This window comes from Balneola vulgaris DSM 17893, from assembly GCF_000375465.1.
In the GTDB taxonomy this organism is placed as follows: Bacteria; Bacteroidota; Rhodothermia; order Balneolales; family Balneolaceae; genus Balneola; species Balneola vulgaris.
On the sequence record NZ_AQXH01000007.1, the window covers coordinates 22127 to 47643 of the forward strand.

Below are 25517 nucleotides of genomic sequence, written 5' to 3' on the forward strand. Positions count from 1 at the left end.
AACACTTGAGCCTTTTTGTTTAAACTCTATTATACGTAGTGATAGGCTTTGGGCAAACCGTTTGCATCTACTTGAACTTCTTTAGGCATTGTTTTTAGCTCTTTGGAGTTGCTCCGTTTGGCGAATAATGCGAGCACCATAGAATCCACTATATCATCTTCAGCTATTTCATTGCGCCGATACTCTTCTTTAATATCTCTAAAGAAATCGTCCGCTATACCTTCTTCCTCTTTTATGAGTTCAAGCCTATGCTTAATTCCCTTCTTCAAATTCTTTTTTTGGAAGATTAATCCTCCATTTAGAATCTGAAACAAATACTCAGGATGGCTTTCCAATACTTTTTCACTCAATTCAGTATGGGCAGAGAGTATATCATCTACCATCTGAATTTTAGGAGTGATGTTCCACGCCTGTAATGATAGCTTTTTTTCGGTGTATTCATAGCTAATCATGTTTGCTTCCACATAACTAGGTGCCGCCAATGCTGGACGAATGGGCGGAGTAAACACACTACTTGAATAATCAGAGCCGATTGCTTTACGCATCAACGCGTCACATTCACGGGTATATTCTTCATCTTCTAAACCAATGGGAATATCAATGAAGATGCGGTCGTAAGTATTAAAAGCTTGTTCTAAATCCTCTTTAGTTCTAAGCACTTCATACTTTTGTTGGTCGTCGTCGAAACTGATTAAGAGCCATCCAAGTTTACAACCGTCTATACCCGCTGTTCTCATAAATTAGGTTTTTTCTTTAATGCGATATGTAATTCATCCAATTGTGATTTATCCACAACATCAGGACTGTTATCCATTGTGCTTTGAGCTTTTTGGTTTTTCGGGAATGCAATTACATCCCTTAAGCTCTTCGCACCTGTAAGTAACATCACGATTCTATCTAATCCAAGAGCGATACCGCCATGTGGTGGTGCACCGTACTTGAATGCTGATAGTAAGAAGCCAAATTTTTCTTCCGCTTCTTGTTCGTTTATTCCCAATAGTTCAAACATTCTCTGCTGAACTTTTCGGTTGTGAATACGGATAGAACCACCGCCAATCTCACTTCCGTTCAGTACTAAATCATAGGCTCTTGCTTTCACTTCACCTGGTGCTGTTTCCAGCTTATCCATGTCTTCTTCTTTTGGAGAAGTGAATGGGTGATGCATCGCGTGGTATCTTCTTGTTTCTTCATCCCACTCAAGTAAAGGGAAATCGGTTACCCATAATAGGTTGAATGCGCTTTCATCAATGAGATTAAACTCTTTGCCCATCATCAAACGTAATTGACCAAGCTGTTCAAGTACACTTGGCTTAGGACCTGCAAGAATTAGCACTAAGTCACCTTTTTGAGCTCCAGATGCCGTCACCATTTCAGCAACAATTTCCTCCGTCAAGAATTTACCTACGCTACATAGCGGGCCATCTTCCTGCATTTTGATATAAATGAGTCCGCCAGCGCCGGTTTCTTTCTTAACGCGATCTGTGAGACGGTCGATAGCACCACGGCCCATATCTCCTTGGCCAGGAACGGTGATTCCAACAACGCCACCGCCATTTTTTACGGTACCTGAGAATACTTTAAACTCAGCATCTTTTACGATGTCTGAAAAGTCAACGAATTCTAAACCGAAACGTGTGTCTGGTTTATCCGAGCCATAGGTGTTCATGGCGTCATCGTAACTCATTCTTGGAAACGGGGTCTGAATATCGACACCTATCGTCTCCTTAAAAATCATTTTCATTAAGCCTTCATGGTATTCGTAAATATCATCTTCATTCACGAAACTCATTTCAACATCAACCTGTGTAAACTCAGGTTGGCGATCAGCACGTAAATCTTCATCACGGAAGCATTTCACAATTTGGAAGTACCGGTCGAAACCTGATACCATCAACAATTGCTTATACGTTTGAGGGCTTTGTGGTAAAGCAAAGAACTTTCCTTCATTCACACGACTTGGCACTAAATAATCTCTAGCTCCTTCCGGTGTGCTTTTCATTAATACAGGAGTTTCTACTTCAGCAAAATCATTCTTGTGGTAGTAAGAACGAATAGCTTGATATGCTTTCGAACGCAGCATTAATTTTTGCTGCATTTCGGCTCTTCGAAGATCTAGATATCGGTACTTTAAACGTACTTCTTCGTTGGTTGTAATATTGTCTTTGATTTCAAAAGGCGGAGTTTCTGCTTCAGAGTAAAACACGAGCTCCGTAGCTTCAACTTCGATTTCGCCAGTAACCAAATTAGGATTCAGATTCTCTTCACCACGACTTATAACGGTTCCTTTTATACCTACTACGTACTCTGCGCGTAGCTCTTCTGCTTTTTTGTGGAGTGCTTGATCAGTTTCAGTAAAAACAACTTGAGTGATACCATATCGATCACGAAGATCAATAAAGATAACGCCTCCTAAGTCGCGACGTGGGCCAACCCAACCGTTAAGTACTACTTCGTCGCCAATGTTTTTAGCTGTAAGTTCTCCACAAGTATGTGTTCTTTTTAAAGTCATTGTTTTATATGATGAATCGTAGAATGAAAACTTTGGTTATAAGAGCGCCAAAAATACACAATACATTAACGAATAGCTTGTTTTGATGCCTAACGAAATCATTTTTTTAGTCAATGCCTGTTGCAGTCTTTTTATGACTGGCTTAATCTGGTATGTACAACTCGTTCATTACCCAAGCTTCAAGTTTGTATCCACATCTAATTTCGGTGATTTTCACAATTTTCACTCCCTTAGAACGGGATTCATAGTCATGCCTGTTATGTGTACCGAGTTAATTACTTCAGGGATTCTTACTTGGCAAACTTCGTTTATTTCCCTTCAGGCCATTGGCTTTTATTTAGTGCTTTTGAATTGGCTAAGTACATTTACGCTTTCGGTACCAACCCATGCCAAATTGAGTAATGGAAAAGATGACAAACTCATACGTCATTTGGTACTCACAAACTGGCCACGCACCGTTCTTTGGACTGTAAAATCTGCCTTAGCTATTAGCTTAATCCTAGACTAAAACAAGCCTCATTTAAATTCTAACTTTGCTAAGTGCTGATTTTAATTAAATTAATGCTCTGTATTATCATACCATCGAGCCTGGGGAGGACTCAAGATGGGCACTTTAAAGACGATTGTTGCAGACGGCAACGAAATATTTAGGCATGGACTAAGCTCCATACTCACTGAAGATGGCTTCACTATATGTAGTGAGCTTGATAACGGTGCGTTGGTACTATCTGCGTATGAAGATGTATCCCCTTCCCTATGTGTGCTTTCTTTTAACCTTCCTGAAATTGATGGCATTCAATTAGCTGATAAGATTCAGCAAAAAGACACCCATGCCCAAATCTTAGTTCTAGCTGATGATTCATCTGAAGAAACTCTAGCACAATTTCTTGATTCAGGAGCAAATGGGTTGTTACTCAAATCAGCTGATAGAATTGAATTCCTTGACGCTTGCCACAAAATTGCCGCGGGCGATACGTACTTAGGCAAGCAATTCTCTAAAATGATGACCCGAGAATTCCTTCGCATATCTAGAAGCCGGAAGCTCTCACGCCCACAAATCACACCTAGAGAAAAAGAGGTTCTTTCTTATCTCGTAAAGGGTTACACCAGTACTGAAATTGCTAATGAGCTGTATATCAGTTCAAGAACGGTTGATAAACATCGAACGAATTTACTTCAGAAACTAGGTCTTAAAAATACCGCCAGCTTAGTTCGATACGCCCTCAAATCTGATGACGTTCGCCCCTGATATGCGTAAAAATACGTAGATAAATTACGTAAAATCATCCATTGAGCTAGAAATACAATTCATTTATGTTGAAAGTGCAAATGGGGTAATAGCCGTCTGTAGATGATATTAGCCGTCTTTCATTGATTTGGGGACGGCTTTTTTTGTGCCATTAGTTTTTATGAAATGGACAGCCTTTTTCCTTATTGAAGAAATTGGGTGTTCTCACTCGATTTTCAAACTCTTGGTGAAATACTGGGCATAATGACCCCGACATGGGAGGCACCAACCAAGTCCAATCGCCGGTGATAGATCTACCACTTTTATTTTCTACCTGCTCAAACTGTTGATGTTGTTTGGTAGCTGTATGATGGTCTACCATTTTTACCCCAGCTATTTCATACGAATGCAGAACAGCGGTATTTAACTCAACCAAAGCACGGTCTTGCCAAAGCATACTTTTATTGGTTGTATCCATTTTAAACGCTTGTGCTATTTGGGGAAGCTGATTGTACCGATGTGAATCCGCCAAATTTCGAGTAGCAACTTCTGTACTCATGTAGTAGCCGTTAAAGGGAGCGGCATAAAACTTCTGTCCTCCAATTTCTAACAGCATATCAGAAATAATGGGCACTGCATACCACTTTAACCCTAATTCGGAACCCCCCTGGTTGGCTGGATGGGTAATGGGTACTTCTAGGATAATGTCCTCAGGCCATTCAAAGAGATGCAGCTGGCCATCATTCGTTTTTATAACAAGTGGAAGAATATCAAAGTGGCTACCAACGTTTTCCCAACCTAATTGAATACATAACTTTGTGAACTCAACACTTTGAGGATCACCAATAATACTGCCGTCCTCTTGTAGGTAGCCTGCATAACGTATTAACTGATGGTTTAAAATCTGAATGGGCGCTGAAGACCTATTTTCTGATGGTCCAAAAATTGTGATAAAGGATCGAATATTGCCTTCATTAGTGGCTAGTTTTATATGCTCACATAACTTTTTAAACGCTTCAATGGGTGAGGTAATTGATCTAGCGTCTATTACATGCAGACTTTTCCAAAACAAACGCCCAACACATCTATTTGAATTGCGCCAAGCTAGTTTAGCACCATAACTCAGCTCATCAAGTGTTAATTGATAGTCGTTCTTGTTCTCTATTTCATCTTCAATTTGATCTAAACGACTTGTTAACTCTTCTTTAGACTTCTCGGTCTCTCTATAGTATTGACTTATAAACTTCTGAGCGTCTAAGTATAGTTGCTCAGTACTTGTATGAATCGAAGGCAAGCCTCTCTCCTAAGCTATTCGTTATCTGTTTATTTAAGGTGTGAAATTACGAATTAATAAGGTATTCAGATCAAAAAAAAGACCGAATATGTCTTCGAATTCGCGTTGAATCTAATTTTTTTCTTAAACCGTATTTACATACGTTTACGTTCAGCAATTAATGCATTTCCAACATGGTAAAATTCGGGTTAACTCTTTGCGTATGTGTCGTGATGATACTGATATCTAATATGATAGATAATCAGGAAGTCGCGGTAGCCGAACTGGGCGAGTGGCAGCAGGTGGAGTCTCTTAAGAAATTGGATGACACTCAGGAAAATCCTTTCGCTCAAACAAAACGCATCCCATTTTATCTAGATAAGCCTTTACATATTACACTTACCCTGTATAATGATGCTGGGGAAAATGTAGTAACGCTTATCAACGAAGATCGAAAAAGAGGAAATCATTTCATCTATTTTGACACCTCCTCTCTTGAAAAAGGCAGCTACGAATATCGACTTGAAGGGGAGAGTTTTAGCCTTTCTAAAGAAGTTACTATTCAATAGTTAGTGGATTAGGTAAGTAGTTTAGTACCGGGAAGTAATTAAGTGCCCTACCTCTCCTTTAGGACAAAATCTTTAGAGATTTCCGTGACCTTACTTCTTTTGCTAGACATGCACATATTCTAAGTAAAGAAGAGATCTATGATTTACACTTTACAGATGAAAAAGACGAGGCAGGCAGTCTTTGGAGTTTAATAATTGGAGCTGGGCGTTTTTTTAGGGATTATTGAAAGTGGTTTTTTTCGGAAATGATCGGACTTTCTTGTTACATGCTAATTACATTAATTCAAAAAAGTTTACTTAATTAATGTTCTTATGCTAAAGAAAATAACTCTACTTACTCCGTTATTTCTACTCTTATCATTTATAAGTATTTCAGTTGCTCAGGAAGTAACGATTGATAAAAGTGGTGTAGAGACCACAGATTATGGTAAAGTAATTTCATATTACGATCCTTTTACAGATCATTTGACTATTGGTACTCATAATAATGTGATGCTTGAATTGAATGAAAGTGTTTTACTTAAAATGAGTCCACTTTTTAATGGACGTCAAACATGTTACCAGTTGGAGTGCGGATCATTTATAATAATCATATCATCCGACGATACTACAATAGTAGATCTATTTGATTTTAGTGAAGATGTTTTCTCTCAAAAAGATTATCCCGTTTTGTTCTCTAATTATAGAGATGAACTTACAGTATCAGTCCTTAATGAAAATTTTGAGGTTAAAAATGATCTAAATGATTTCTCTTCATCAATATTGGCAATAGAATTTAATAGTGACCAGATAAATAGATTTATAGATTCACAATCAACCAGAATAAGGATTGAGGGTAATGTTATTTCATTTGGTGAAGAATTAAAGTCTGATTTTATAGAAATAAAGAAGGTTTTAAAGAAAAGGCGTTCTGAATATAAAGATAAAAGGGAAGTCGAAGATACAGCACCTTTTGAGTTAAGATGGGAAGGTAATATAGAAAGAGATCTCATTAATCATGTTTTACCTACAAATACATCAAATAATGAAGTAGTGATTTCTTTAAGGTTTCAAGTCAAACCTGATGGATCTGTTGGTTTGATCATTCCGCTGAAAAAAATGAATCCTGAACTAGAAAGAGAAATTCAAAGATCATTTAGAAGTTGGCGTTTTTCTAGACTCCCTCCTAGGGTTCCGCAGAAAGCTCAGTGGGGCACTATTACGTTTCGTTTTTTTTAATTAACTATGCAATTGTAAATGCCGAAAAAATATAATCCCTAATCATCTATTGGTTTACAAGAACGAAACATCCCTAAAATAAAAAAAGCTCGATTCATTGCTGAACCGAGCTAGTTTCTGTAGCGTGGGACGGAATTGAACCGTCGACCTCACGATTATGAGTCGTGCGCTCTAACCATCTGAGCTACCACGCCATTGTGAAAGGACGGCAAATATACGGGTTTTAATTATTAACCGTAAACCTTTTTTTCTGCTAATTCTCTCAATTCTCATCCTCAAGTTTGTTACCTTTGATTTTTCCTAAAAATCGGACAAAGACAAAGATGGCTCAGAAGATCACAAAAAGAGAACAAGATTATTCACAATGGTACCTCGATGTAATTAAAGAGGCTAAACTCGCTGAACACTCTCCTGTTCGTGGATGTATGGTTATACGCCCTACAGGCATGGGAATTTGGGAGAATATGCAGCAAGGCCTTGACCAAATGTTTAAAGACACTGGGCATCAAAACGCGTACTTCCCTCTTTTTATACCAAAGTCATTTTTATCAAAGGAAGCACAGCATGTAGAAGGATTCGCAAAAGAATGTGCTGTTATCACGCACAGTAGACTTAAGAGTGTAGACAATGGTGTTGAAGTAGATCCCGATTCAAAATTAGACGAAGAATTAATCGTTCGCCCAACTTCAGAAACAATTATCTGGGATACATACCGCAATTGGATTCAGTCGTACCGCGATTTACCCATTTTAGTAAACCAATGGGCAAATGTAGTTCGTTGGGAAATGAGAACTCGACTCTTTTTAAGAACCATGGAGTTCCTATGGCAAGAAGGGCATACTGCTCATGCAACAAAGCAAGAAGCCGTTGATGAAACCTTACAGATGTTAGAAGTTTACCGAACTTTTGCTGAAGAATTCATGGCGATGCCTGTAATCACGGGAGTTAAAACAGAAAGTGAGCGTTTTGCAGGAGCTGAAGAAACCTATTGTATTGAAGCCTTAATGCAAGATGGAAAGGCACTACAAGCAGGTACTTCCCATTTCTTAGGACAAAATTTTGCTAAAGCATTTGATGTAAAGTTCCAAGATAAAGATGGAGACCATAAATTAGTTTGGGCTACAAGTTGGGGAGTTTCAACTCGATTGATTGGTGGTTTGATTATGACTCACTCCGACGATCAAGGACTTGTGTTACCTCCAAAACTGGCTCCAACTCAAGTAGTGATTGTTCCTATTTACCGTAGCGACGAGCAACGCGCTGAAGTAATTGAGTATGGCGATAAAATATTTGACGAATTGAAAGCCTTAGGCATTCGTGTGAAACTGGATGATCGCGATAATTATAAGCCAGGTTATAAGTTTGCAGAACATGAAGCTCAAGGTATTCCAGTACGAATTGCGATTGGACCAAGAGACGTAGAAAAAAGGAATGTAGAACTTGCCCGTCGTGACACTCTTTCTAAGAGTTTTGAGTCAAGAGACGGAATCGGAGAGCTTGTAAAAGGTCTACTAGATACCATACAAGAAGACTTATTCACTACTGCAAAAAAACGCCGTGATGAAATGACTCATGAAGTGGATTCGTATGATGAGTTCAAGAAAGTACTCGAAGAAAAAGGTGGGTTCATTTATGCACACTGGGATGGTACTGCTGAAACTGAGGAACTTATAAAGAATGAGACCAAGGCTACCATTCGTTGTATTCCTCTTAAAGGAATTGAAGGCGAGGGCACATGTATGGTAACAGGAAAGCCGTCGAAGCAGAAAGTATTATTCGCAAAAGCCTACTAATGTATGGAACTCCAAGTTCCTCATAGCTACCACCTTTGCTCTGCAGAACAATGCAGAAATATGGATTCGCGTACTATTGAGGAATTTGGCATCCCTAGTTTCACCTTGATGGAACTGGCTGGTACACGTGCTGCCGATTTCATTCAAAGCCGAAGCACACCCAACGATTCTGTATTAATAGTATGTGGTAAGGGCAATAATGCAGGTGATGGGCTTGTTGTAGCTCGACTTCTACTACAAAAAAACTACACTGTACATCTTTATTTTTGTGACGGCACAGAAAAACTATCTACAGATACCCAAAAGAATTTCGAGTTAGTACAAAAGTTAAAAGCCGATAAACTCACTTTACTAGCTGAATTACCTGATCTCGACAACTACGACATCATTATAGATGCAATGTTGGGGACTGGGTTAAAAAATGAGGTCCGTTCGCCATACAAAGAAGTAATTCAGCAAATCAATAACTCAACTGCTGAAGTTTATGCCTTAGATGTTCCATCGGGATTAGATTCAAGTCGTGGACAAATATTAGGCAGCTCTATCAAAACCGATTACACCCTTACTTTTGGGGCTCAAAAAGCAGGTTTTTATTTAAATGATGGCATTGAATATAGTGGGAAAGTCATTCTATGTGATTTACCAATCCCGAACAACTATAGAGAAAAAGCTGCCGCATTAATTGACGAAGACTGGGTTCTTGAACATCACGAAAATAGTGCGCTTCGTAATCATAAATATGCTGATGGCTTATTATATGTTATCGCCGGAAGTGAAGGATTAACGGGTGCGGCTATATTAGCATGCCGAAGTGCGTGGGAAGCGGGATTAGGTGGAGTTGTACTCATAACACCACACGGATTGTTGGATATATATGAAAAGAACCTCATCAAGATTATAAAAAAGCCTATTGGTCAAACTTCTGATAAAAGCTTTACTGAAGCTCACGTGCAATCGGTACTCGACCTTATTAAAGAAAAAAAAGGAACGGTACTTATAGGTCCAGGCTTGGGAAGATCTAAATCTACCATTGCATTCATACAAGGTGTACTCGCACAATTAACATGCAATGTAGTACTTGATGCGGATGCACTTTTTGCGTTGAGTAAAATGGATGAATGGCCAAAGCCTACGAATAGTAATTGGATATTAACCCCTCATCCCGGTGAATTATCTACCTTACTAGCCTCTGATATTTCAAATGACTTTGACCGCCTAATTCAGGTTTCAAGTAAAGCCAAATCTGAACAATTGACCATACTATCTAAAGGTTACCCGGGTATTGTGGGAACATCTGATGGCGATGCATATTTAACAACTTATGAAACACGCATTTTTTCTAGAGCGGGTTTTGGAGATGTATTAGCAGGCAAAGTGAGTGCTTATTTTCTAAAAACAAACCACCCAAATATGGCTTGTTTTCTTGCACTATTAGACGGAAAATATAAGTCGGAAGAAGCACTTGAATATACATCCCCAAATCAAATTGACCCCGAGCACCTTATTTAATTCATATCATCAAGAATCTCTTTTCGAAATATAAAAGCTTACCCGCTATACTATTTGTCTTAGTAACAGTAGTCATCTTATTTGGGACCTTATATCCAACAGCGAGCACATTCAAACTCAATTTGTGGAAGTACGATAAATTGGGTCACTTCCTTATGTTTGGGGCATGGACATTTCTCTTTGGCGTTGTACGAGCGCTAAAAAAAAATCGGAAACCTAACCTACGTGTAGTATTCGTATTAGGCTCTTTTTATGGTTTATTGATAGAAGTACTTCAATTTCTAGTTCCCACCAATCGAAGCCCAGAACTCATGGATTTTGTTGCCGATATGTTAGGATCAGCATTCGCAATTATTGCTCTTCACTTCGTTTTTAAATCCTTTTTTGATGAAGATTAGGCACCACATTAATATGTGATAGGCGTGATGAGTTGATCTGAGTTAATTGTAAGTAACTCATAATCAGTTCCATGCTATGAAACCCAAGCTACCTTCCTGCGATTTACATCGATATCATTTTATACTAAAAGAGTTCGGCATTATTTGCTCGCTGCTCATCTGTATCGCTGCTTTTAAAATTGAACTCCCATCGAATGCACCCAATACTGATTTAAAAGCTACCACTCCAGACGATGCAATAGTAATTGATGTCCCTATTACTGTTCAGAAAAATCAAGTGAAACCTTTAAAGCCGATGCTTTTCGTTGAAGCGCCCACTGACGAAATCATCGAGGATCCGATTTTAGAATTCCCAGATTTTGATGATCCATCTGCTCTACCAATGCTTCCCCCTGATGAAGAAGTAGAAGAAGATGATTTTGTCTTGTTCTTACCCATTATGCCTGAAATAAAGGGTGGGCAGCAAGAGCTCTATTCCAAGATTAAGTACCCTAAACATGCACAAAGAGCTGGAATTGAAGGAAGAGTTATAGTTCAGTTCATTGTTGATGAACAAGGGAGGGTTACAAAGCCTCAAATTATTAGAGGGCTAGGACATGGCTTAGATGAAGAAGTACTTCGTGTACTTCAATTAATTCGTTTTAAGCCGGGCATCCAGAATGGAAAATTTGTAAAAGTTAAAATGACTCAAGCCGTAAAATTTACACTAGAATGATAGATTTACTATTCTTAGGCAAAATATTTAATGCATAGATACGTTTTTTAACTAAAATTCCTGAAAAATCACTTGCAGCCGAAGTGAATTATCAGTTACTTTCAGATTCAAGTTTGACAGAAATTATTATACAATGATTAACAGAAGAAAAGACGCTAAAGTAGACCTAAAGCGGTCATACAATGTCTACCTCGAAGTAGGTATGATTATCGCTTTAGGTTTTATGATTGCTGCTGTAAAAATCAATCTTTACAGTCCTCCACCTGAGCCACCACCCATTGAAGAGCAGGAAGAAGTGGTAATGGAGGAAGCGATTCAAACAAAACAAGTTGAAACTCCACCACCACCACCTCGTCCACCGGTCCCGGTTGAAGTTCCCAATGATGAGGTAATTGAAGATGAGATCATCGATATCGCAGAATTTGATGTTGATGGACCACTTGATTTACCACCGCCTCCACCACCTGCTGAAGAAGAAGAGGAAGAAGTATTTATCATTGTGGAGAACATGCCTGAACTAATTGGCGGCATGGCGAAACTTCAAGGTCGTGTGAAATATCCACCTGCTGCAATTCGTGCTGGTATCGAAGGCCGTGTTACAGTACAGTTCGTAGTGAACGAAAAAGGTGAAGTTGTTAATCCTCGTGTAGTACGTGGTATTGGCGGCGGTTGCGACGAAGAGGCACTTAGAGTTGTAAAGCAATCTAAGTTCAAGCCTGGAAGTCAGCGTGGACGTCCAGTTCAGGTACAGATGAGTTTACCGATCTTATTTAAGCTCACAAACTAATATCTGTACATTACAATTTTAAAGGCGTGTGTTTTTACACATGCCTTTTTTTATGTCTATAAGTTTGGGTTTTGTTCCAACCAGTCTTCGAAAGCTACCAATACCTCTTTAAGATTTTGGTACCCTACCATTGCTTTCGCTTTATCTAAAGAAGTCCAAGCTACTTCTTCAATTCCTTCTTCTTGTTGTGGAGTAAAGTGTTGTTCAGAGTTGAACCTCATCACATACCAATACGTTGTTTTCAGGATTTCGCGTCCTTTTTCACGGTAGGTATGCTGGGTATTAATCAGGTGGGCAAGTGATTGAGGAAGATCAGCATTTACTTCTTCCGCTACTTCACGGATGGCACATTCCTCGAGGTCTTCTCCTTTCTCGAGTTTGCCTTTCGGGATATCCCATATCCCATTTCGTTTAATGAGCAGAACATAAGGAGTGGGTGTATCTATGTATTTAAATACAACCCCACCCCCAGCCTGTATTTCTTTAATTCTCTTCAGAGTTTTCCTCTTTATTCGACTCATCCTTCTTTGCTTCGTCAGCGTAATTTAATCGAAGGTTAGTAAGCGTCTGATCTAAATATGTTCTTAGCTCATCTGGTAAATTTCCTTTAGTATACTTCTCGATCATGTTTAATGTATCGATGGCATACTTTGCTTGCGCTAGATCTCTCTCAATAGCGTCGGTAGCTGGGCTCTTAAGTTTCCCCATTCCCATCATCGCTATTTGTTGATGTTGTTGAATCAACATCATGAGTAGGATTTGATCTTGTTGTTCTGGGTTTAAACTATCAATATTCATGTGTGAATTTCTCCGATTTAATTTGGCCCAAATTTAACGGGTTTTTATGTAAATAACGCCCATTTTTATATACTTTCGATGAGTATAAATTTTAAAACTTTTTTCTACGATGGCAACAATTAAGCCTTTCAAAGCATGGCGACCTAAAGCTGAAAAAGCATCACAAGTTATAAGTGTTCCTTATGATGTAATCAATACCGATGAAGCCCGTGAAATGGCTCAAGGACTCCCTCATAGCTTTCTACATGTAATACGTCCAGAGATTGACCTTCCAGAGGATACTTACATCCACGACTCTGCCGTATATGAAATGGGCAAGAAGAATTTAGAAGCGCTCTTACAGTCTGATGTATTTGAGCAAGAAGCAGCCGAAGCCCTATATGTTTATAAATTAGTGTGGAAAGGCCGTTCGCAGTCAGGCATTTTTGGATGTGTGAGTGTTCAAGACTACAATGATGAAGTAATTTTAAAGCACGAGTTAACGCGACCAGATAAAGAAGACGATCGCACTAAGCATATCATAACGCAGCAAGCTCACGCAGAACCTGTAATGATCACATTTGATGATACACAGAGCATCGCAGAGCTTATGGAAGCTGAAACATCAAGTACACCATTATATGATGTAACAGCGGGAGATGTAGAGCACTACATTTGGCGAGTAGATAATACTGAGCCTTTTATTAATGCCTTCGATCAAATCCCAAACCTTTACATTGCTGATGGGCATCATCGTTGTGCAAGTGCCTCAAGAGCAGCAGCACTTATGGCTCAGCAAAATCCGAAGCATTCAGGCGATGAAGCTTATAATTATTTCCCTGCGGTAGTCATACCAATGCAGCAGATGGAAATACTGTCTTATAATAGGATCGTTTATTCTATACCTCCTTCATTCAAAGAGAAGCTTAGTAAATCATTCGAATTAACACCTACTGATAATGCAGAGCCTACTAAAAAAGGTGAGATCTGTGTTTACTTGGAAGACAGTTGGTACCAAATCCAGCTTCCTGAAAGCACCAAAACCGATGTTGCCTCTACTTTAGATGTAGCACGACTTCAAGAGTTTTTATTAGAGCCATTACTCGGAATTTCGGATCAACGAACCGATAAAAATTTATTCTTTGTTGGCGGAATCCGTGGTACTGAAGAACTAGAGATGCTTGTTCAATCGGGCAAAGCAGACATGGCTATAAGCATGTATCCGACCAATATTCAGGAACTCATCGATGTATCCGATGCAGGCTTACTTATGCCCCCAAAGTCGACATGGTTTGAACCCAAGCTTCGATCTGGATTTTTAGTGCATACTTTTTAATTCCAATCCATTTAATTCACTCGCAAAACTACCTATATGAAACGTGTTCATAACTTTAGCGCCGGACCAGCAGCATTACCCACCGAAGTATTAAAACAAGCTCAATCTGAGTTACTAGACTACCAAGGTTCAGGGACATCCATCATGGAAATGAGCCATCGGGGTAAATATTACACTGAAGTTAATGAACAAGCTCAAGATCGTTTAAAACGAATACTAGGACTTGGCGATGACTTTCATGTAGTATTTCTACAGGGCGGAGCCAGCCTACAATTTATGCAAGTGGCTATGAATTTTTTAAGCCCTGATGAGATTGCGGATTATATCAACACGGGGGCATGGTCGACGAAGGCGATTAAAGAAGCGCAACGATTTGGTAAAATAAATGAGGCGTTCAGCAGCAAAGGAAGCAACTTCAATAGAGTGCCCACTGATTCGGAATTATCTTTAAGTGAGGATGCTAAGTTTGTTCATTTCACTTCTAACAACACCATTTTTGGAACTCAGTTTGCAACTGAACCCAATACCAATGGAGTACCATTAGTGTGTGATGCTAGCTCTGATTTCTTATCTCGACCCATTGATATAAATAAGTACGGACTTATTTATGCAGGCGCTCAAAAAAACTTAGGACCCTCAGGAGTTGCTGTAGTAATTATTAGAAAGGAATTCTTGGCCAAGCAAAACAAGAGTGACATTCCAACTATCCTAGATTATCGCACACATACTGAAAAGCTATTTCACACTCCTCCTACCTTTACAATATATCTTGTTAATTTGGTATTGAAGTGGGTAGAAGAAAAAGGAGGGCTTAGCTATTTCGAGAAATTGAATACCCAAAAAGCAGAGTTGCTTTACTCAACCATAGATGCGGATGATTTCTATCGTGGCACAGCTGAAGTTGCATCGCGATCTAAAATGAATGTTACATTCCGACTCCCATCAGAGGAATTGGAAGCTCAGTTTTTAGCAGAAGCAGAACAAGCTGACCTCGTTGCGCTTAAAGGACACAGAAGTGTTGGTGGAATTCGTGCAAGCATTTACAATGCCTGCACTTTAGAAAGTGTACAGGCGCTCACCACCTTTATGGAAAGCTTTAAGGCAAAAAACTCTTAGTTAGATTATACCGAGTAGTGTTAACACATGATCAACGGTATTCGGTACAAAAAGTAACATATAAATGATGCCCCAGAGCGCTCCGGCTATGTGGGCTTCATGGTTAATCTTTCCCTCTTGCTTACTAGCGTAAATGCTATAGCCGATAAAGAGTACTCCAAAAAGTATTGCAGGGATAGGTACAGGGATCAAAAACAGGTATAAGCTTTCAAACGGGAAGAGTACAATAAAACCGAACAATACCGCTTCTACAGCCCCTGATGCTCCTAATGTGGCATATTGTTGATTATCCTTATGGCGATAAATTGACGGTAAACTCGAAAATATCAGACCACTAAAATATAAAGTGAGAAAAGAAACGGGACCTATAACCTGCTCCAATATCGGCCCAAAAAAGAACAGGGTAATCATATTGAACAAGAGATGAGTAATGTTCGCGTGAACGAAGCCTGAGGTAATCATTTCATACCAACTTTTCTGCCTAACCGTTCTATAGGGAATCATGATACATACATCTATGATTTTAGGATAATAGAATAGTCCAAGGAGAGAAATGATGGCTGTAATAGCTATGATAATTAAAGTCACTGCAAAAAATTATTGAATGGTAAATCGATACCCACTCATACTCGAGGGTATAAAGTGCGTTCCAAAAAAAACCTCGTTTCTACTATGAAACGAGGTTCGATATTAAATCTAACAAAGACTAAGGTACTCATTTTAAGATTAAGCCGATTCAATTTTAGGCTATATCAGATTAATCTTTTATTTCAGCTAAACCATTTCCCTCTACAGTTTAGCTTTTTCAATAAGAACCTCTTTGTTTCTACTTATCAGATATAATGTTCTTTTGTGTTTTGCTTACGGTTGAGCCACTAAGAATTTTCTCTATTTGAGCTATTCTTTGCTCTAGCTGGTCTTGTTTCTCAACTTTTGCTGTAAGCACTTTGTTTTCAGATTTCAAATCTTCAACTAGTGTATTAAGTTCTTTTACTGCTTCAATGAGGATTGCCGTCATTTGAGCATAGTTTACCGATTTCATACCGTTTTCATCAGTACGAACTAGTTCTGGGAAAATCTCTTCTAATTCTTGTGCAATCACACCAATTTGAGGGTTTTCATTTTCAGCATCATCCTTCCAGGTATAAGAAACTCCACGCAGATCTAAGGTCTTATCTAGGGCTCCATCAATGGTTTTGATGTCTTTTTTAAGACGCTCATCGGAAGACTGAGTAAGCGTACCCGAGATATTTATGTTACCACTGGCGCCGTCCAAATTGATTGTCTCCTCAACGGTTTGATTAACCACATGCGTCTTTTTAATGGAGATACCTCCCCACTCATGAGTACCATCTGCACCAACATTCAGATCCATATTTGAATAATACCAACCGTTTCCATCTGCGGTACTACCATAGATGTTCATAAAGGCTAGATCGTTATTATTCCATGATTGTCCACCAAACTGGAAGTTCGGACTTACATCACCATTTAATGTAACTTGAGAGGATTCGCCATTTGGATCTGTACCACCAGGGTCGTTACTAATGTTTATACTGAATAGAGCACCTAAGCCTGCTTGCTCGCGAGCATAAGAACTCATCTCAAACCATGAACGGCCTCCTTCGGCAACGTTTTGAATTCCAAAGTCGAGAGGCACATAGAAATTCCCATTATCATTTACATCCATGTAAAAGTATCCGCCACCCATACCAGAACTGCGACCGCCATTCACATAAGCTGAATCGGCTACTTGCATACTTCCTCTTTGAATCCAATCGTAAACAAATCCAGAACCTTGAGTATCCGTGCCACCAAACTGTAATGCAGTTCTCGATAATGATGCGGAAGACCCATTTTCTCCTTTAAGAGATAAAAAGCCTGAATATAGACGGGAGCTTCTACCAACAATGGCATCCGTTTCAACAATTAGAGAATCGACTGAAGAACTACCGCCTCCAGATGCAGAACCATTGTGAATGAAATTACCGTTTATCAGAACATCCCCATTAAAAATAGCAGCTGTATCAGCATTTACTTCCATACCGATATTCGAAGTGCCGCCATGTGCATGAAGTATCATACCCTTATTTTTCGATGAGCCATCGGCAATACCATTAAATGCCCAGTTTTCACTTGAAGAACCACGAGAAAATGCTTCTACACCTATGTTTGTTCCACTAGCCGTTGTTGCAGCTTCAGCGCCAACACCAATATTTACACGTGCACCACTCGCACCATAAGTATAACCACGTACTCCAATATTTCCATTTAAGTTATTCTTTGCCCATCCTTCTACACCAATAGTATAACTCCCTGGTATTTCTCCTGGAACCTCTTCACCAGGCAATACTATATCTCCAGAACCTTCACCTAATCCAATTCCGAATACACCCAGGTTCGTTTGTGCTTTAGAACTTGCTTGTCCATAAAGTCCGTAGCGAGTACCACCGGTAGCTGTGTGATTAACTGCCGAAGCAAGAATACCTATGTGAGCCCCCGTTCCTGGCCCACCAGCGTCTCCAATAATTGCATATTGTGAAGCCGTACTTGTTTCTGGCTCTTTTGCCTCAGCTACAAACACCCTGTTTTTACCTGAAGAATTACCGAATACCTGCATAGCTTTTGCTACATCTTCAGGCCCTTCATTTCCAGTTAAGTTCACAATAAACGATGTATCTGGGTTGGCTGTATCTATATCAATATTCAGTCCCATGGAACCACCAGTACTGTTTAATACATTTTCAGCTACCAGCGCATAAGGAACAGAAAGAAGTCGCGTAACCCCTAGGTCTTCATATTCAGTACCCCCGGTTACATCCACCGCTAATTTCACGAAGTAATTATCATTACCCCAGTTCACGGTGTTAAAGGCATCTGCTTCAGCCGTACCTTCACCGATAATGATTTTTATTAAACCCATCGCATCTGTAGTTACAGCGTGGGTTTCGGAATAGGCAACCGTGCCAGTTTCTGAGCCTTTTAAGATGCTAACTTTAACACCTAGATTTTGCTCAACTAGTAATTGCCCGGATGCATCTCTTGCTACTGCTTGAAAGTTGAAGCCTTGAGGCACCTGAGCGTAAACAGAAATCGCACCTAATAGAACAAATGCGATGCTTATGGTTAATTTTTTTAATAGAAGTTTCATAGTAGCGGTTTATTTAATTAGCATCATTTTTCGTGTGGATATTAGTCGTCCATTTGCTATCAAACGGTAGAAATACATGCCACTCGCGAGATTGCGAGCATCAAATTTTACGGTATGGTAACCAGCGTTTCGTCTCCCATCTATTAGAGTAAGCACCTTCATACCGATGGTATTGAAGATTTCTAATTGTACATCCGAACTTTTATCGAGTTCGAATGGAATGATTGTAGCTGGGTTAAATGGGTTGGGATAGTTTTGATTGAGTGAAATAGATTTTGGAAGCCCTAACTCTTCGGTAGTTGAAGTGGGCACCACTGTTACATCAACAACAGGAGTACCAGTTAAACTCATGGATGAGCCACTAAAATCGCCTACCACTGTTTCTCCCGCAGAAAAAACGAGTGAGATTTTACTATTTCCTACAAAACCAGAAGTTGGAAGAATTGCACCAACTTGGGCAATCAACTCCCCTGTTAAAAACACAGTACCAACAATGGTTAAATAAAGTATCTTTCGTGTCATAAGGATTGGTTTATTTGAGTTCATTCTAATCCAATCAATCTACTTATGCACTACCCGATTCGGTGGTTTTTATCTAATTTCATCTATTCGGAATATCAAACATCATCTTATGCAAAGAACTTTTTACTTCCTGCTCGCTCTACTATTACTATCCACAATTACTGCCTGTGGAGTTGTTTTAAGATCCAGTAGTGATTCTGATAAAACGGAGACCGTAGACGAAGATGATTTCTATACCGACACCTCTAACTTGCCCACGAAAAAAGGCAGTTTAATTGAAACTGGAGTTGCTAGCTGGTATGGACCAAACTTCAACGGGCGATTGACGGCAAATGGCGAGACTTTTGACATGAATGGCATCTCAGCGGCTCATCGAACATTGCCATTCAACACAGAAGTAATTGTAGAAAATGTTGATAACGGTAAAACGGTTCGAGTTCGAATAAACGACCGAGGCCCCTTTGCTAAAGATCGAATTATTGATTTATCCAAGGGCGCCGCAACCGAAATTGATATGATTGGCCCAGGAACCGCGAACGTAAAACTATACCTTGTGAAGGGTGACTTAAAAAACTCCCGAGTTAGAGACTTAAAAGTGGCCCACTACACCGTTCAGCTAGGTTCATACAATGACTTGGCCTCTGCTGAAAAGCGATCTAGCGAAGTTAAAGGTAGCCGTGTTGAACAAATTACACTGAATGGAGCTACCATTTTCCGAGTGTATTATGGCACTTATACTGACCCAGAAAAAGCAAAAAAGGATTTAAAGCAATTACAACGAAAGGGTGTGAAAGGATTTGTGAAACAAATAGAAAATGATTGAGTTTTCGGGATTGATACGGAATTAATTTAGGTTATCACACAAATTTCTGAACCTAAGCATCACTATGAAAAAGAATATTATTGTAATTGGTAGCGGTTTTGGCGGACTTGGTGCAGCATCTCGATTATTATCTGCGGGCCATAATGTTACCGTTCTTGAAAAGAGAGACAAGTTAGGTGGACGAGCTTATGTTTACGAAAAAAACGGGTTTAAATTCGATGGCGGGCCTACCGTTATAACAGCTCCATTCATGTTTGATGATATTTGGGAAGCTGCTGGCAAAAAAAGAGAAAATTATGTCACCTTTGTGCCATGTGATCCATTCTATCGAATTTTTGATCATGAGGGCAATAAGTTCGATTACAACAATGATCATGAATTCACCATCAATGAAATCAAGAAACGCAGCCCTGGAGATGTTGATGGCTACGAGAAATTCTTAGGCACAACCAAAGCGATTTTTGACAAAGGCTTTGTAGACTTAGCCGATCAACCCTTTTTGAAATTCAGTGATATGCTGAAAGTAGCACCCGATCTCATTAAGCTACAATCTTATAAAACGGTGTATAAATATGTTGCTCAATTCATCAAAGATGATTTTCTGAGACAATGTTTTTCCTTCCATCCACTACTTGTAGGTGGCAATCCGTTCGACACAACTTCAATCTATGCCATGATACATTATCTGGAAAGAGAATGGGGGGTTCACTACGCTCTTGGTGGAACTGGTGCAATTGTTGAAGCTTTTGAGAAACTGATTACTGAGCAAGGAGGAACCTTTAGGCTAAACACTGAAGTAGATGAAATACTGATTGAAAATGGAAAAGCAACGGGAGTCAGACTTCAAGATGGAGAAGTACTAACTGCTGATTTAGTTGTTTCGAATGCGGATGTAGCCTTCACCTACAAAAACTTGATCGATCCGACTCATCGTAAAAAATATACCGATAAGAAGATTGAACGCACGAAGTACAGTATGTCGCTATTTGTGATCTATTTCGGTACCAAAAAACGATATTTAGATTCTGGCTTAGCTCATCACAATATTATCCTGGGTAAGCGATACAAAGGGTTGCTGGATGATATCTTCCACAAGAAGCACGTAGCTGACGACTTCTCTTTATACCTCCACATGCCCACCATTACAGATTCTTCTATTGCTCCTGAAGGGCATGAAGGGTTTTATGTATTGTCGCCCGTTCCGCATTTAGACAGTGGGACAGACTGGGAAGAATTCGCTCCTAAATATCGTGATGCAATTATGCAGTTTTTAGAAGATAACTACCTACCAGATCTTCAAGAAAATATTGTAGCGGAGCACTACATCGATCCTCTTCACTTTCAGAATGAGTTAAACAGTTTTAAAGGATCTGCCTTTTCTGTTGAACCTATACTTACTCAGTCAGCATGGTTCCGTCCTCATAATAAATCCGAAGATGTGGAAGGGCTATATTTTGTAGGAGCTGGTACTCATCCCGGTGCTGGTTTACCTGGGGTATTATCATCTTCAATTATAGCACAAGACTTAATAGGCAAAGCTTAACAAAAACTTAAAAAGCACTCTAGTTCGAGTATCTGCCGTTCACAAAAATTGTAGGCTAATCAACTAGTGAGTATCTTTTAGCCGTTAAATTGTTGCTTGGAACCATAGGTAGTTGTTCATTATTTACTATTTATTGAAGTAATTAATACTTAAGCATGAATAGAGAAGCATCTATTTTAACGTTCATTAGGAGAAACATTATCAAGAGTGTGGAGTAATACACCTTGATCAAAACACCCGCAAAAACAAAATCATGAAAGACACACGAGTAGTAGTAACTGGTTTAGGAGCCTTAACACCATTAGGCAATTCGGTAAATGAATTCTGGGAAAATGCTGTAGCTGGTAAAAGTGGAGCTGTTCCAATCACTAAATTTGACCCCGAACATTTCAAAACTAAGTTTGCCTGCGAGTTAAAAGACTTTGACCCTAAGAAATATTTAGATCGCAACGAGATTAAAAGAACCGACCCCTATACTCAGTATGCTTTGTATGCGGCAAGTGAAGCCGTTGATGATAGTGGGCTTGATATCAGTTCTATGTCGCCATTTGATATAGGTGTTATTTGGGGTTCAGGCCAAGGTGGGATGTACACTTTTGAAGAAGAAGTAAAGAATTATGCCTTGAATGGACCTGTACCAAGATTCAATCCTTTCTTTGTACCAAAGATGATTGGTAATATGGCCTCCGGTATGATTTCTATCAAATTTGGTTTGATGGGTATTAACTATACCGCTATTTCAGCCTGTGCTACCTCTAACTCTGCAATAATGGATGCCTTTAACTATATCCGAATGGGTAAGGCAAAAGCATTCATTACGGGTGGTTCAGAAGCACCTATCACTAGTGCTTGTATTGCTGGTTTTAATGCCATGCGTGCAATGAGTACGCTTAACGATGCTCCAGAAGAAGCTTCTCGTCCATTTGATTCAAATCGTGATGGTTTTGTAATTGGTGAAGGATCAGGCGCTCTCATCTTAGAAGAATACGAGCATGCAAAAAAGCGTGGTGCAAAAATTTATGCTGAGGTTGTAGGTGCAGCGATGACTTCTGATGCTTACCATATCTCGGCTACCCATCCTGAAGGCCTTGGTGCGGCAAAAGCAATGGAGTTCGCCCTTCAAGAAGCAGGTATCGACCCGAGTGATGTAGACTATGTGAATACACATGCTACCTCTACACCAGTGGGTGATTTAAGTGAAATCAATGCCATTACTAAGGTATTTGGCGACTCGCCTGAGAAACTTAGAATTAGTGCTTCAAAATCCATGACTGGACACTTATTAGGTGCTGCAGGTGCCGTTGAAGCTATTCTGTCGATCAAAGCGATTCAAGAAGGCATTATCCCTCCTACCATCAACACCACTGATATCGATGAGAATATCCCAAAAGGATTAGATATCGTTACTGGTGAAGCCCGTAAGCAACCTGTGAATGTTGCCATCAGCAATACCTTTGGTTTTGGTGGCCATAATGCGATTAGTGCTTTCAAAAAAATATAAGCCACTACATTACTTTTAAGGATGAGCAAGTGAACCCCGCTTGCTCATTTTATTTTTTTAGCTGTTGCTTATCAATTCTTATCATTGTAATATTACGATGAATTAAAAATTCTATCATGGGCGTTACCAAAACTGATTTATTTACGGAAGAACAAAACCGATTGGCTTTAATAGCCAAAGCGTTTTCACATCCGGCTCGCATTGCAATCATTCATTATTTATTGAATGCCAATGCTTGTATAAATGGCGATTTGGTTCAAGAACTTGGCTTAGCACAAGCTACTATCAGTCAGCATTTAAGAGCTCTTAAAGATATTGGTTTAATACAAGGAACTATCGAGGGTGTATCTGTTAGTTATTGTATCAACCCTGTTGTTTGGAAAGAAGTGAGCGACTCTTTTAATGAGTTATTTGGGAAATTTGAATCTCCTGAAAGTAAATCCTGCTGTTAAAAAATTTTATTTTAAATCATCGCATTATTGCGATAAAACAAACAATTATGAAACTATCTGAAGTAAAACTAGCACTCATCGAACTGGAAGAATTTGCCTTTGAGTTACCTAATGGTGAATTAGTTCCTCGACACTTTCATGTTACTGAAGTAGGAATGGTAACCAAGCATTTCATCGATTGTGGTGGAACTATCAGAACTGAAAAAGTGGTGAACTTCCAACTATGGAGCGCAGATGATTATGATCACCGTATTCACCCAGAGAAGTTATTGCATATTATCGAGTTGTCTGAAAAGACTCTTGGTTTAGAAGATTTGGATATTGAAGTTGAGTACCAGGGCGATACGATTGGCAAATATGGTTTAGAATTTGATGGAAAGAACTTCCAATTAACGAACAAGCATACCGATTGTTTAGCTAAGGACAATTGTGGTATTCCTGAATCAAAGCCGAAGTTACAATTACAAGATTTAGGATCTCCGTCAGCCTCAGCATGTGCTCCAGGTTCAGGTTGTTGCTAGGATGAAAAAATACGTAGACGCTATAAATAAGGAAGTTAAAGCCTGGATTAAACTAGCGACGTCAGAGGCTCTATTAGAAGAGCGAGTGGCGGCTCTAGACAATTTAGTTCAGTATGTGGTAGATAAAGTTGGAGCTCAAGATGAAGTACATATTAACTTTATTTGTACTCATAATTCGAGACGATCTCAATTATCGCAAGTATGGGCTCAGGTAGCTTCCTATTACTTTCAGGTACCAGCGTATTGCTATTCTGGCGGTGTAGAAGTTACTGCATTCAACGACCGAGCCGTTGCTAGTTTAGAACGTGCAGGATTTAGTATTTCACAATCTGGATCAGAAAATCCACGATATGAAATCTCTTTCGGTGAAGAATGTCCTACTATTCAGGCCTTCTCAAAGCTATATGACGATACTGATAATCCTTCGAAAGGATTTGCTGCAGTAATGACATGCTCACACGCAGATGAAAACTGTCCATTTATTCCAGGGGCCGATGTTCGTTTACCTATTCGTTACGACGACCCAAAGGAATACGATGGCACAAAGCTTGAGGCGACCATGTATGATGCGCGATCGCTTCAAATTGCATCTGAAATGTTTTATGTATTCCGACAAGCTTCTGCACGATTAAGCAAATAGCCCGGAACTGAACTCGTTTTGATTGGTGTTGTGATGTCATGTTTCCGACTACATACACTGATATTGTTAAACGAATTGAAACCGTAGACCCTATTAGCTACGGCAAAACTAGAAACTATATAGATGGGGACGTTAGCTACCTGTCCCCCTATATTTCCAGAGGAGTTATTTCTACACGACAAGTAATGGAAATCACTCTAGAACGTGGCTTCCAAACCAGTGAGATCCAAAAGTTTTTGCAGGAACTTGCTTGGAGAGATTACTGGCAACTCATTTGGTTATCAAAGGGCGCGCAAATCTTTGAAGACCTTCGCCATCCTCAGCCTCAAGTTCAGCATCATGATGTTCCCTCTGCTTTGATTAATGCCAATACAGGAATCGAAGCTATTGATACAGCCATTGAGGAATTCTACCAAACAGGCTATCTACACAATCATGTAAGAATGTATATAGCTTCTATTGCTTGCAACATTGGCAAAGCTCATTGGTGGGCGCCTTCACAATGGATGTACTATCATTTGTTGGACGGTGATTTAGCAAGTAATTCATTGAGCTGGCAATGGGTTGCTGGCTCTAACAGCAATAAGAAGTATTTTGCGAACCAAGAGAACATCAACAAATATTGTAATACGCATCAATCAGGCACTTTTTTAGATGTGCCCTATGAAGCATTTAACGACTTCGACATTCCTGAACGCCTAATTTCTACTGTCTCGTTTCATAAAGAAACGCCCTTACCTACTAGCGATACATTAGCACTTAATACCGAAGTTCCCACACTGCTATATTCCTATTATAACTTAGATCCAAAGTGGCGAGAAGATGCCGATGCTAATCGAATATTAATCTTAGAACCGTCCTTATTTAAACAGTTCCCAGTGTCGAAATCATGCATTGATTTTACTTTAAAGCTAGGTGAAAATATCCCCGGACTTCAGGTTTTTGTAGGTGAGTTTGATGATTTCATAGCTAGCTATTCACCCAATGAAATATACTACAAAGAACATCCCACCAATTCTCACTTTGAAGGTCATGAAGATACTCGTGATTGGATGTTTGATGTAAAAGGATACTATCCTTCATTTTTCAAGTTTTGGAATTTGGCTAAAAAAGAGCTTAAACAATTGGAGGCATAG

General features: G+C 39.4%; 26 protein-coding genes and 1 tRNA gene. 18 read left to right on the plus strand and 9 right to left on the minus strand.

The features are described from left to right. Positions 1 to 29: 29 nt before the first annotated feature. Both B155_RS0111450 and aspS read right to left on the minus strand, forming a co-directional pair. Entirely contained in the window at positions 30 to 737 is a 708-nt protein-coding gene (locus B155_RS0111450; RefSeq protein WP_018128402.1) for a DUF429 domain-containing protein, read from the minus strand. Beyond that, positions 734 to 2509, minus strand: coding sequence for an aspartate--tRNA ligase (gene aspS, locus B155_RS0111455; protein ID WP_018128403.1), 1776 nt, complete (start codon positions 2507 to 2509; stop codon positions 734 to 736). Before aspS ends, B155_RS0111450 begins: the two co-directional genes overlap by 4 nt. A 133-nt stretch (positions 2510 to 2642) precedes the next feature. Between aspS and B155_RS0111460 the strand changes: the two genes are divergently transcribed. Together B155_RS0111460 and B155_RS14075 are read left to right on the plus strand one after the other, a co-directional pair. Next, positions 2643 to 3017 (plus strand): hypothetical protein, encoded by a 375-nt coding sequence (locus tag B155_RS0111460; protein WP_018128404.1) that lies wholly within the window; start codon positions 2643 to 2645, stop codon positions 3015 to 3017. Positions 3018 to 3113: 96 nt separating this feature from the next. Next, positions 3114 to 3758 (plus strand): LuxR C-terminal-related transcriptional regulator, encoded by a 645-nt coding sequence (locus tag B155_RS14075; protein ID WP_018128405.1) that lies wholly within the window; start codon positions 3114 to 3116, stop codon positions 3756 to 3758. A gap of 151 nt (positions 3759 to 3909) precedes the next feature. Here the strand turns inward: B155_RS14075 and B155_RS0111470 are convergent, their stop codons facing one another. Beyond that, positions 3910 to 5031, minus strand: coding sequence for a nitric oxide synthase oxygenase (locus B155_RS0111470; RefSeq protein ID WP_018128406.1), 1122 nt, complete (start codon positions 5029 to 5031; stop codon positions 3910 to 3912). A 230-nt stretch (positions 5032 to 5261) separates the two neighbouring features. On the opposite strand from B155_RS0111470, the gene B155_RS0111475 reads away from it, so the two are divergent. Together B155_RS0111475 and B155_RS13985 are read left to right on the plus strand one after the other, a co-directional pair. Beyond that, positions 5262 to 5579, plus strand: a complete 318-nt coding sequence (locus tag B155_RS0111475; protein ID WP_018128407.1) for a hypothetical protein — start codon at positions 5262 to 5264, stop codon at positions 5577 to 5579. A gap of 312 nt (positions 5580 to 5891) precedes the next feature. Then, the gene (locus B155_RS13985; protein ID WP_018128408.1) at positions 5892 to 6797 is read left to right on the plus strand and encodes an energy transducer TonB; all 906 of its coding nucleotides are present in this window, start codon (positions 5892 to 5894) and stop codon (positions 6795 to 6797) included. 120 nt (positions 6798 to 6917) lie between these two features. Here the strand turns inward: B155_RS13985 and B155_RS0111485 are convergent. Then, positions 6918 to 6991, minus strand: a tRNA-Met gene (locus tag B155_RS0111485). A 129-nt stretch (positions 6992 to 7120) separates the two neighbouring features. On the opposite strand from B155_RS0111485, the gene proS reads away from it, so the two are divergent. The 5 genes from proS to B155_RS0111510 all read left to right on the plus strand — a co-directional run bounded on the left by proS (position 7121) and on the right by B155_RS0111510 (position 11999). Beyond that, on the plus strand, positions 7121 to 8590 hold the full coding sequence (gene proS, locus B155_RS0111490; protein WP_018128409.1) for a proline--tRNA ligase: 1470 nt from the start codon (positions 7121 to 7123) through the stop codon (positions 8588 to 8590). Positions 8591 to 8593: 3 nt separating this feature from the next. Beyond that, complete coding sequence (locus tag B155_RS0111495; RefSeq protein WP_051069997.1) at positions 8594 to 10099, plus strand: NAD(P)H-hydrate epimerase; 1506 nt, start codon at positions 8594 to 8596, stop codon at positions 10097 to 10099. Positions 10100 to 10221: 122 nt separating this feature from the next. Further along, positions 10222 to 10497, plus strand: a complete 276-nt coding sequence (locus B155_RS13430; protein WP_071594824.1) for a VanZ family protein — start codon at positions 10222 to 10224, stop codon at positions 10495 to 10497. A gap of 76 nt (positions 10498 to 10573) precedes the next feature. Then, the gene (locus B155_RS0111505; protein ID WP_018128412.1) at positions 10574 to 11212 is read left to right on the plus strand and encodes an energy transducer TonB; all 639 of its coding nucleotides are present in this window, start codon (positions 10574 to 10576) and stop codon (positions 11210 to 11212) included. A 133-nt stretch (positions 11213 to 11345) separates the two neighbouring features. Further along, complete coding sequence (locus B155_RS0111510; RefSeq protein ID WP_018128413.1) at positions 11346 to 11999, plus strand: energy transducer TonB; 654 nt, start codon at positions 11346 to 11348, stop codon at positions 11997 to 11999. Between the two features lie 56 nt (positions 12000 to 12055). Here B155_RS0111510 and B155_RS13435 read toward each other — a convergent pair whose 3' ends face one another. Together B155_RS13435 and B155_RS0111520 are read right to left on the minus strand one after the other, a co-directional pair. Beyond that, positions 12056 to 12520: an NUDIX hydrolase gene (locus B155_RS13435; RefSeq protein WP_018128414.1), complete on the minus strand. Its 465-nt coding sequence runs from the start codon at positions 12518 to 12520 to the stop codon at positions 12056 to 12058. Beyond that, a complete protein-coding gene (locus B155_RS0111520; RefSeq protein WP_018128415.1) occupies positions 12483 to 12797 on the minus strand; it encodes a DUF1844 domain-containing protein in 315 nt (104 codons plus the stop codon). Before B155_RS0111520 ends, B155_RS13435 begins: the two co-directional genes overlap by 38 nt. Positions 12798 to 12906: 109 nt before the next feature. On the opposite strand from B155_RS0111520, the gene B155_RS0111525 reads away from it, so the two are divergent. Together B155_RS0111525 and serC are read left to right on the plus strand one after the other, a co-directional pair. Continuing rightward, the gene (locus B155_RS0111525) at positions 12907 to 14112 is read left to right on the plus strand and encodes a DUF1015 domain-containing protein (RefSeq protein ID WP_018128416.1); all 1206 of its coding nucleotides are present in this window, start codon (positions 12907 to 12909) and stop codon (positions 14110 to 14112) included. A 36-nt stretch (positions 14113 to 14148) separates the two neighbouring features. Further along, positions 14149 to 15228, plus strand: a complete 1080-nt coding sequence (gene serC / locus B155_RS0111530; RefSeq protein WP_018128417.1) for a 3-phosphoserine/phosphohydroxythreonine transaminase — start codon at positions 14149 to 14151, stop codon at positions 15226 to 15228. On the opposite strand, the gene B155_RS0111535 is transcribed toward serC, so the two are convergent. The 3 genes from B155_RS0111535 to B155_RS0111545 all read right to left on the minus strand — a co-directional run bounded on the left by B155_RS0111535 (position 15229) and on the right by B155_RS0111545 (position 18901). Then, on the minus strand, positions 15229 to 15816 hold the full coding sequence (locus B155_RS0111535) for a rhomboid family intramembrane serine protease (RefSeq protein ID WP_026167337.1): 588 nt from the start codon (positions 15814 to 15816) through the stop codon (positions 15229 to 15231). Positions 15817 to 16054: 238 nt separating this feature from the next. After that, positions 16055 to 18379, minus strand: a complete 2325-nt coding sequence (locus B155_RS13695) for a tail fiber domain-containing protein (RefSeq protein WP_018128419.1) — start codon at positions 18377 to 18379, stop codon at positions 16055 to 16057. A 9-nt stretch (positions 18380 to 18388) separates the two neighbouring features. Next, positions 18389 to 18901 carry a T9SS type A sorting domain-containing protein gene (locus tag B155_RS0111545; RefSeq protein WP_018128420.1) on the minus strand — a complete coding sequence of 171 codons (513 nt, stop codon included), beginning with the start codon at positions 18899 to 18901 and terminating at the stop codon, positions 18389 to 18391. Between the two features lie 109 nt (positions 18902 to 19010). Between B155_RS0111545 and B155_RS0111550 the strand changes: the two genes are divergently transcribed. From B155_RS0111550 to B155_RS0111580, 7 genes are all read left to right on the plus strand, one after another. Next, the gene (locus B155_RS0111550) at positions 19011 to 19724 is read left to right on the plus strand and encodes a septal ring lytic transglycosylase RlpA family protein (protein WP_018128421.1); all 714 of its coding nucleotides are present in this window, start codon (positions 19011 to 19013) and stop codon (positions 19722 to 19724) included. Between the two features lie 64 nt (positions 19725 to 19788). Continuing rightward, positions 19789 to 21267: a phytoene desaturase gene (locus tag B155_RS0111555; protein WP_018128422.1), complete on the plus strand. Its 1479-nt coding sequence runs from the start codon at positions 19789 to 19791 to the stop codon at positions 21265 to 21267. A gap of 253 nt (positions 21268 to 21520) precedes the next feature. Further along, positions 21521 to 22768, plus strand: a complete 1248-nt coding sequence (gene fabF / locus B155_RS0111560; protein ID WP_018128423.1) for a beta-ketoacyl-ACP synthase II — start codon at positions 21521 to 21523, stop codon at positions 22766 to 22768. A gap of 116 nt (positions 22769 to 22884) precedes the next feature. Further along, positions 22885 to 23220: an ArsR/SmtB family transcription factor gene (locus B155_RS0111565; protein ID WP_018128424.1), complete on the plus strand. Its 336-nt coding sequence runs from the start codon at positions 22885 to 22887 to the stop codon at positions 23218 to 23220. Between the two features lie 47 nt (positions 23221 to 23267). Then, on the plus strand, positions 23268 to 23741 hold the full coding sequence (locus B155_RS0111570) for a DUF6428 family protein (RefSeq protein WP_018128425.1): 474 nt from the start codon (positions 23268 to 23270) through the stop codon (positions 23739 to 23741). A gap of 1 nt (position 23742) precedes the next feature. Continuing rightward, positions 23743 to 24381 carry a low molecular weight phosphatase family protein gene (locus B155_RS0111575; RefSeq protein WP_018128426.1) on the plus strand — a complete coding sequence of 213 codons (639 nt, stop codon included), beginning with the start codon at positions 23743 to 23745 and terminating at the stop codon, positions 24379 to 24381. A 38-nt stretch (positions 24382 to 24419) separates the two neighbouring features. Further along, complete coding sequence (locus B155_RS0111580; RefSeq protein WP_018128427.1) at positions 24420 to 25517, plus strand: FAD-binding domain-containing protein; 1098 nt, start codon at positions 24420 to 24422, stop codon at positions 25515 to 25517.

Coding starts and splice junctions, on each gene's coding strand:
- B155_RS0111450 (WP_018128402.1), bottom strand. CDS start 737: ATGAGAACAGCGGGTATAGACGGTTGTAAACTTGGATGGCTCTTAATC.
- aspS (WP_018128403.1), bottom strand. CDS start 2,509: ATGACTTTAAAAAGAACACATACTTGTGGAGAACTTACAGCTAAAAAC.
- B155_RS0111460 (WP_018128404.1), top strand. CDS start 2,643: ATGACTGGCTTAATCTGGTATGTACAACTCGTTCATTACCCAAGCTTC.
- B155_RS14075 (WP_018128405.1), top strand. CDS start 3,114: ATGGGCACTTTAAAGACGATTGTTGCAGACGGCAACGAAATATTTAGG.
- B155_RS0111475 (WP_018128407.1), top strand. CDS start 5,262: ATGATAGATAATCAGGAAGTCGCGGTAGCCGAACTGGGCGAGTGGCAG.
- B155_RS13985 (WP_018128408.1), top strand. CDS start 5,892: ATGCTAAAGAAAATAACTCTACTTACTCCGTTATTTCTACTCTTATCA.
- proS (WP_018128409.1), top strand. CDS start 7,121: ATGGCTCAGAAGATCACAAAAAGAGAACAAGATTATTCACAATGGTAC.
- B155_RS0111495 (WP_051069997.1), top strand. CDS start 8,594: ATGGAACTCCAAGTTCCTCATAGCTACCACCTTTGCTCTGCAGAACAA.
- B155_RS0111505 (WP_018128412.1), top strand. CDS start 10,574: ATGAAACCCAAGCTACCTTCCTGCGATTTACATCGATATCATTTTATA.
- B155_RS0111510 (WP_018128413.1), top strand. CDS start 11,346: ATGATTAACAGAAGAAAAGACGCTAAAGTAGACCTAAAGCGGTCATAC.
- B155_RS13435 (WP_018128414.1), bottom strand. CDS start 12,520: ATGAGTCGAATAAAGAGGAAAACTCTGAAGAGAATTAAAGAAATACAG.
- B155_RS0111520 (WP_018128415.1), bottom strand. CDS start 12,797: ATGAATATTGATAGTTTAAACCCAGAACAACAAGATCAAATCCTACTC.
- B155_RS0111525 (WP_018128416.1), top strand. CDS start 12,907: ATGGCAACAATTAAGCCTTTCAAAGCATGGCGACCTAAAGCTGAAAAA.
- serC (WP_018128417.1), top strand. CDS start 14,149: ATGAAACGTGTTCATAACTTTAGCGCCGGACCAGCAGCATTACCCACC.
- B155_RS13695 (WP_018128419.1), bottom strand. CDS start 18,379: ATGAAACTTCTATTAAAAAAATTAACCATAAGCATCGCATTTGTTCTA.
- B155_RS0111545 (WP_018128420.1), bottom strand. CDS start 18,901: ATGACACGAAAGATACTTTATTTAACCATTGTTGGTACTGTGTTTTTA.
- B155_RS0111550 (WP_018128421.1), top strand. CDS start 19,011: ATGCAAAGAACTTTTTACTTCCTGCTCGCTCTACTATTACTATCCACA.
- B155_RS0111555 (WP_018128422.1), top strand. CDS start 19,789: ATGAAAAAGAATATTATTGTAATTGGTAGCGGTTTTGGCGGACTTGGT.
- fabF (WP_018128423.1), top strand. CDS start 21,521: ATGAAAGACACACGAGTAGTAGTAACTGGTTTAGGAGCCTTAACACCA.
- B155_RS0111565 (WP_018128424.1), top strand. CDS start 22,885: ATGGGCGTTACCAAAACTGATTTATTTACGGAAGAACAAAACCGATTG.
- B155_RS0111570 (WP_018128425.1), top strand. CDS start 23,268: ATGAAACTATCTGAAGTAAAACTAGCACTCATCGAACTGGAAGAATTT.
- B155_RS0111575 (WP_018128426.1), top strand. CDS start 23,743: ATGAAAAAATACGTAGACGCTATAAATAAGGAAGTTAAAGCCTGGATT.
- B155_RS0111580 (WP_018128427.1), top strand. CDS start 24,420: ATGTTTCCGACTACATACACTGATATTGTTAAACGAATTGAAACCGTA.